This is a genomic window from Streptomyces sp. A0642 (assembly GCF_004795105.1).
In the GTDB taxonomy this organism is placed as follows: Bacteria; Actinomycetota; Actinomycetes; order Streptomycetales; family Streptomycetaceae; genus Streptomyces.
In genome coordinates, this window is sequence record NZ_SSBL01000047.1 from 24,734 (window position 1) to 31,267 (window position 6,534).

The 6,534-nt window shown below is 71.7% G+C and carries 7 protein-coding genes; 2 read left to right on the forward strand and 5 right to left on the reverse strand.

Features of this window, described 5'->3' with window-relative positions; genetic code table 11:
• Positions 1–93: 93 nt before the first annotated feature.
• Positions 94–672: a TetR/AcrR family transcriptional regulator gene (locus tag E6R60_RS35775; protein WP_136330907.1), complete on the reverse strand. Its 579-nt coding sequence runs from the start codon at positions 670–672 to the stop codon at positions 94–96.
• Positions 673–763: 91 nt separating this feature from the next.
• Between E6R60_RS35775 and E6R60_RS35780 the strand changes: the two genes are divergently transcribed.
• A complete protein-coding gene (locus E6R60_RS35780; protein ID WP_136330908.1) occupies positions 764–1,210 on the forward strand; it encodes a DUF1772 domain-containing protein in 447 nt (148 codons plus the stop codon).
• Between the two features lie 86 nt (positions 1,211–1,296).
• On the opposite strand, the gene E6R60_RS35785 is transcribed toward E6R60_RS35780, so the two are convergent.
• Entirely contained in the window at positions 1,297–2,034 is a 738-nt protein-coding gene (locus E6R60_RS35785; protein WP_136330909.1) for a DUF4232 domain-containing protein, read from the reverse strand.
• Positions 2,035–2,150: 116 nt separating this feature from the next.
• Positions 2,151–2,897, reverse strand: coding sequence for a DUF4232 domain-containing protein (locus E6R60_RS35790; protein ID WP_136330910.1), 747 nt, complete (start codon positions 2,895–2,897; stop codon positions 2,151–2,153).
• A gap of 414 nt (positions 2,898–3,311) precedes the next feature.
• Between E6R60_RS35790 and E6R60_RS35795 the strand changes: the two genes are divergently transcribed.
• The gene (locus tag E6R60_RS35795) at positions 3,312–4,757 is read left to right on the forward strand and encodes a helix-turn-helix transcriptional regulator (protein ID WP_136330911.1); all 1,446 of its coding nucleotides are present in this window, start codon (positions 3,312–3,314) and stop codon (positions 4,755–4,757) included.
• Positions 4,758–4,875: 118 nt separating this feature from the next.
• Here E6R60_RS35795 and E6R60_RS35800 read toward each other — a convergent pair whose 3' ends face one another.
• Both E6R60_RS35800 and E6R60_RS35805 read right to left on the reverse strand, forming a co-directional pair.
• Complete coding sequence (locus E6R60_RS35800; protein ID WP_136330912.1) at positions 4,876–6,156, reverse strand: choice-of-anchor A family protein; 1,281 nt, start codon at positions 6,154–6,156, stop codon at positions 4,876–4,878.
• Positions 6,157–6,413: 257 nt separating this feature from the next.
• Positions 6,414–6,534: DALR anticodon-binding domain-containing protein (locus E6R60_RS35805; RefSeq protein WP_136330913.1), on the reverse strand; the 121-nt coding region annotated here is incomplete at its 5' end.

Consider the following 6,534-nt stretch of genomic DNA (forward strand, 5'->3'; position numbering starts at 1 on the left):
CCGGCCTCGGCAGGATCCGCGTCCCTGCCGAGGTGACCCGGTTCGCGTGAGCGGACGGGTGACACCCCGGTGGCCTGCAGCTCCTTCGGGCCGTCAGGTCACCGGGAGCCGGTCCACCAGGAGCTCCAGCCTGGATTCGGCGTCCTCCGGTAGCAGGCGCCGGGTCCGGGTGAGTGTTGCCAGGCCATGCAGGGAGGCCCAGAACACCTCGGTGAACAGGGCCGGGGCGACGCCTTCCCCGGCGACCTCGCCCAGGCTCTCCAGCAGCGCGGCGAAGGCGTCCTTCAGGGGTTCCGGAGTGTCCTCCTGGGCGTACGCGAGACCGCCGTCGAGCTGGAAGATGGCGTCGTAGACCGCCGGGTTGCGTTCGGCGAAGTCCAGGTAGGCGCGGCCAAGGGCGTGCACCCGGGCGCGCGGGCCGTTCGCGGCGGCGGTCGCCGCCCGTACCGCCACGGCCAGCTCGGCGGCGCCCTGAAGGGCGACGGCGCCGATGATCTCGCGTTTGCCGCGGAAGTGGCCGTAGAGGACGGGCTGGCTGTATTCGATGCGCTCGGCCAGCCGGCGGGTGGTGACCGCGTCCCACCCCTGCTGCTCGGCGAGCTCGCGGGCGGTCGCCACGATGAGGCGCTCGCGCTCCGCCCGTTCACGTTCCTTGCGTTCCTGTACCGACATGGCTAGATCCTAGCACCGCTAGACAAGAGAGCGTCGGTAGGTCTAGCGTTGCCTCATCGGCTAGCGGCACTAGATTTCGAGAGGGATCGTCATGCTCAACGCACTTGAGGTCTTCACCACCGTCGTCGTAGGAGTGATGGTGGGGGTGGAGTTCTCCGTCGCCTTCGTCATGAACCGGATCTTCAACGCCCTCCCGGAGGACAGCGGCCAACTCGCCCGCGCTCACGGGGGCCGGATGCTCGGCGCCGTCATGCCCTTCTGGTACATCGGCTCGATGGTCCTCGCCGCGATCTGGGCCGTCGCCCGATGGGGTGAGCACGGCGCGGGTCTCGTCGTCACCGCCGGCGGGCTGCTGATCGTCAGCGTGGTCATGTCGATTCTGCTGCTCGTCCCGATCAACAACCGGGGCAAGACCTGGACCCCCGAGAACCGGCCCGCCGACTGGAAGGAGCAGATGAACCGCTGGGACCGCTACCACTACGCCCGCGTCGCCGTCATCATCGCCGCCTTCGCCTTCCTCGTCGCCGCCCTCGTCTGACCCACCGCGCGAGACCCGCGAGGTCGCGGGCACGACGAAACCGGCCCTGCCGCACGCGGCGGAGGGCCGGTTCTGCCGTGGTGGGCTCAGAAGGTGAGGGCGTCGGCCATCTCGGTCTGCCAGTAGGTGACGTAGCCGTTGTCGTCCCAGTACGTCCGCGCCGGGAGCGTCAGCTCAGTCGGGGCGCCGGTGGAGCCCGCCGCGTTCCTGCCGGAGAAGTTCACCTGGAGGTGGGCGGCCCTGCGCGGGGCCGGGCCGGTGCCGGGCTCGCCGGTCAGGCCGATGGCGGCGTACGCGGACCGGCCCGGGTCCAGCGTCACGACGGCCTGCGGCCGGCTGCTCTCCAGGATCGGGAACACGGCCTGTGCGTCGTCGAAGCGGAGCTTGGGCGCGTAGTACGCGTAGCAGGGGCGGTCCCCCGTGTTCGTCACGGTCAGCAGCAGGTGGTTGATCGGGCGGCTCGCCTTGCTGACGACGGTCTTGGTGTTCCCGCCGGTGCAGGTGACGGGCGTGCGGTCCGGGGCGCTGGGCTTGCGGGGCGTGGAGACGGCGGACTTCTTCGCCTCTGTCTCGGCGGGGGGTGTGATGCGCTTGGGCGCGCTTCCCGTGGTGGTGCCGTCCGTGTCGGTGCCGGTGGCGTCCTTCTCCGGCGCGGCGGCCGGGGGCGTGGACGGCTCGGCGGTGGAGTGTGCCGCCGGAGCGGCCGCACCCGCCTTGGCGCTGTCGTTGCCGCTGCCGGCGTCGCTGCCGCACGCGGTGAGCGAGAGGGCGGCCAGGAGGGCGCCGGTGGCCAGGACGGTGGTGCGGACGCGGTTGCTGCGCATGGTGGTACTCCCCGTGAAGTCGTGTGAAGTGGTGCGGTGTGTGCCGATGAGGGTGGGCGGCCGTTCCCCCGGCTGTTCCCCCGGCCGCTTTTCCCCGCCGTTTCCCCCTGGGACGCTCAGTACTGGAGCGCGTCGTCCATGCTCATCTGCCAGTAGGTGACGCTGAGGCTGCTGTCCACGTACACGCTCCTGGCCAGCGGCACCTTGACCGCCGAGCCGGTGGAGCCACCGTCGCGGGACTGGAAGCTGACGCTCAGGTCCTTGGTGTCGTAGCCGTTCGTTCCACTGCCGTCGGCGGCCGACGTCATGACGCCGGCGTAGACCGACTGCCCCGGGTCGATGGTCGCCACTGCCTGCGGCTTGCTGTCCTCGAAGGTGTTCGGGACGGACTGGGCCTCGCCGAACCGCAGGTACGGGTAGGCGTAGGCGTTGCACGCCTTCGAACCGGTGTTGGTCATCGTCAGCAGCATGTGGTTGACCGGCCGCTGGACCGCGGTCATCGTCAGCTTGGTGTTCGCACCGGTGCAGGCCAGGCGGACGACGCCGTCGTCGTCCTGCGGCTTGCCGGCGGACGCGCCGTCCCCGGAGCCCGAGCCGGAGGAGCCCGAACCCGAGCCCTTGTCCGAGCCGGCGGTGTCCTCGTCCCCGCCGGTGGAGGGGGCCGCCGTCTCCTTGTCCTTGTCACCGGAGACGCCGGAGTTCGCCGCCGGGCTCTTGGCGGTGGAGTCGGGCGAAGCGGAAGCGAGGGCGTCGTACGGCGGGGGGTTGTCCTCCTGGCAGGCGGTCAGCGCGAAGGAGGCGATCAGTGCGGCAGCTCCGAGAACGGAGGTGCGGGCGGCGCGGTGGAAGCGAAGGTTGCGCATGAGGTCTTTTCCCATCGGAAGGTGTCGTCGGGTGTGGGGCGCCGCTTTGGCGCACCGGTGACGGACGGTTGTACTGGACAATGACGTGGGGTCAGAGGTTCCACAGGAGTGCGATGACGGTCGTGACCGAGGCGATCAGGACTCCTGCGGCCACCGCATCGGTGAGGCTGAGTTGATGACGAGTACGCACGGCGGCTCCCGGTGACGGGCACGTCGGAGGTGTACGAGTCGCGCTGCTTGCCCTGGCCGGGGTGCTGCTGCGGTGTGTTCCACCATCGTGTCCGGCGCTCGGATCCGGTGGCAACGGTTGCCGGCCGGTACGGGACGCTGGAACGGAAAAAGAGCCTCTGACCTGCGATGACAGCACCTGCCTGGGACGCCGTTCCGGGAGGGTAGGAGAGGGGAACGGTCAGGGTGGGCACGGAGATCCAGGACTTCGCCGCATTGCTCAGGGCGCTGAAGCAGCGCTCCGGGCTGAGCTACGGAGCGCTGGCCCAGAAGTTGCACATGAGCACCTCCACGCTTCACCGGTACTGCAACGGGGACGCGGTTCCGCACGACTACGCGCCCGTCGAACGCTTCGCGCGGGTGTGCCGTGCGACGTCGGACGAACTGGTCGCGCTGCACCGGCAGTGGATCCTCGCCGACGAGGCCAAGCGCCGGGGGGCGTTGAGGGGGGCGGAGGCGTCCGGGCCGGCCGGGCCGGCGGCGGTGACGGCTGCGGCGGTGACGGACGGGCTCGCGGCCTCGCCGCCGGGGGAGCCGGTGGGCCCGGAGCCGGAGCCGGAACCCGAACCGGAACCGGAATCAGCGGCGGAGACGGTGCCGGTGCCGGATGCGGTCACCGGCTCCGAGGCCGAGGACGTGACACCCGATGCCCGGCCCGCGGGTGCCGCGCCGGCCACCGGCCGGTTCTCCGGCAAGCGGCTGCGGGTCCTGCTCGCGGCCGTCGCGGTCGTGGGACTCACCGTGCCAACCGCGCTGGCCATCAGCCACTACTCGGGTGACCGCGCCCCCGAGAAGAGGATGGACGCGCCCCGCACCAGCGCACCGGTGACGCCGAGCCGCGGTGGCGGCGTGTCCCCGTCGCCGAGTCCTTCGAAGCCCTCGCCGTCCGCGACCAGCGGTATCGCGAAGCCCTCCGCCACGGCCACGAAGTCCACGGCTTCCCCGGGGGCGGGCGGCAAGGGGGAGGAGCGCAGCGTGTTCCAGGGGGTGCCGGTGACCTCCACCATCAGTTCGTACAACTGGGACTGGCCCTGCGACCAGTACTACCTGCTCGACCGGGATCCCAAGGGCATGCCGCCGGTGCCCGACGTCCAGGACCGGGCCAGGCGCAACTGGTCGGCGCAGCTGGGCGGGGTGGACGCGGGAAAGATGCTGATCGAACTCACCCTGCAGGGAGCGTCGCAGCAGGCCGTCGTCCTGACCGCGCTCCACGTCCGGGTGGTGAAACAGGCGCCGGCCAACGACTGGCCCGCGTACTCGATGGGCGAGGGCTGCGGGGGCGGCATCACGCCGCAGACGTTCGACATCGACCTGGACGACGGCGCGCCCGTATCGCGGCCGGTCGCCGGTGAGGACGGCGGCGGAGTCGTCGCGGCGAAGAACTTCCCGTACCGGGTGAGCTCCACCGACGTGGAGGTGTTCCACCTCGACGCGCACACCGAGGACCACGACGTGACCTGGTACCTGGAGCTGGACTGGTCCAGCGGCGGCCGGAAGGGGACGCTGCGCATCGACGACAACGGCAAGCCGTTCCGTACGGCCGGCATGCGGAACCGGCCCGTGTACGGCTACCAGCCCGATACGGCCAGGTGGGAGGACATCTCGGCCACGCTGGAGGGGCAGGGCAACTGACGAGGTCCGGCTCATGGGGCCGGGGGCCGGCCGGGGATGGCGCCGGTGGGACCGGCCCGGGCCCGCCGGCCGGGGATGGCGCCCGTGACTCGCGCCATCCCCTTCAACGCGTCGTCGGTCAGGCGCGCTTGCGGCGGCGTGCCATCACGACCAGGCCGGCGCCCGCGGCGAGGACCGCCGCGCCGCCGATGACGATCGGGACCGTGCCGCTGCTGCCGGTCGAGGCCAGGTCGCCCTCACCGCCGCCGGTGCCCGGTGCGGTGCTGCCGGACGGGGTCGCGGTGGCGCCGGGCGTGGCGGAGCCGGACGGGCTGCCGGACGGGGTGGCGCTCGGGGACGGCGAGGTCACCGGGGGAGACGAGGTGCCCGTCGCGGGCGGCGTCGTCGCCGGGGTGCTGCTCGGGGTCGTACCGGGCGACGGGGTCTGGCCGCCGGGGACCTCGGGGAGGCAGCCGGTGAAGGGGAAGTGGTGCGTCTCGGCCCCGCCCGAACCGTGCAGGGAGGCCACCCACACCGAACCGTTGACCGGCGCCCCGTTGCCGAGGTCCAGGTGGGCCCCGGGGGCGAGCACGCTGCCGGGCCAGGCGGCCTGGCTGTTCTTGGAGATCTTGTCCGCGTCGGGGAAGTTCCACAGGAGCTTGGCCCGGACCTTGCCGTCGGACGCGCTCTGCTGCTTGTCGTCCAGGACGAAGTCCTGACCACCCGACAGGAAGAAGCTGGTGGTGCCGGCGGTCGCCATGTCGTAGTCCCGGCCGCTGACGTTGACGATCGTCGTCGCTCCGGCCGGGACCTTGAGGAAGACCTCCTTGGCCTTCTCCAGCTCGTCGGCCGGCACCGCGAAGACGTTGCGTCCGCTGTCGCCGCTCTCCAGCGTCAGCCGGTCTCCCTCGAGGCGGACCCGGGCGCCGGGGGTCGCGGACTCCTTGGCCAGCGCGGCGGAGTAGGACCGGAGCTTGGCGAACTCCGCGTCGAAGTCGATGAGATCGGCCTGCTTGGCGAAGGTGCCGTGGTGCAGGTCGACGGCGCGGCCCGTGACCGTGCCGCCCACCACCGCGTTGCCCTTCATCACGACGGTGTCGGAACCGCCGTTGACCAGGTCGCCCCGGACGACGAGTGCCGCCCGGCCGGGCAGCGCGTCGACCTCGGCGGCCGACAGTTCGTTGCCGACGCTGAACCCGCCCCGGAAGTCGGCGTTGCCGCCGACGGCCACGGCGCCCTCGGCGTCGGGGGAGTGGACGTCGTCGCCGAGGACGAACTCGCCGTACTTGCCGGCGATTCCGAAGACGTCGGTGGTGCAGTCCGCCGCGGCGGGAGCGGCCTGGGCGGCCGGGGCGACGGTGAGCCCGAGTACCAGGGCACCGCCGAGCGCTGCGAGGGCAGCAGTGGTGGGTATACGCATGTTGCGTGGTTCTCCTGCGGGGCAGTTATGAAGGTTCTGGAGGTTCTGTGGCGACTCCGGCCATGATTTTCTACAGATGAAAATTGGTCAAGTCCAATGGCGGGTCGGCTCGGTGGGCCCGCGCACGGAGGCGGTGGGCCGGGCACGGAAGCGGTGGGCCCGCCGGCGGAAGGGGCGGGCCGGCGTACGGAAAGGGGCGGGGCCCGGCACACACGTCGGTGTGCCGGGCCCCGCCCCTGTCGTCGGGCGGTGCGCGATCAGAGCCGCTCGGGGGTCCTGATGCCGAGCAGCGCCATGCCCCGGTGCAGGGTGCGGGCGGTGAGCTCGACCAGGAAGAGGCGGTTCTCGACCACCTCGGCCGGGTTGTCGTCGCTCAGG

Coding starts and splice junctions, on each gene's coding strand:
- E6R60_RS35785 (WP_136330909.1), bottom strand. CDS start 2,034: ATGCGCAGCAACCGCGTCCGCACCACCGTCCTGGCCACCGGCGCCCTC.
- E6R60_RS35800 (WP_136330912.1), bottom strand. CDS start 6,156: ATGCGTATACCCACCACTGCTGCCCTCGCAGCGCTCGGCGGTGCCCTG.
- E6R60_RS35790 (WP_136330910.1), bottom strand. CDS start 2,897: ATGCGCAACCTTCGCTTCCACCGCGCCGCCCGCACCTCCGTTCTCGGA.
- E6R60_RS35775 (WP_136330907.1), bottom strand. CDS start 672: ATGTCGGTACAGGAACGCAAGGAACGTGAACGGGCGGAGCGCGAGCGC.
- E6R60_RS35780 (WP_136330908.1), top strand. CDS start 764: ATGCTCAACGCACTTGAGGTCTTCACCACCGTCGTCGTAGGAGTGATG.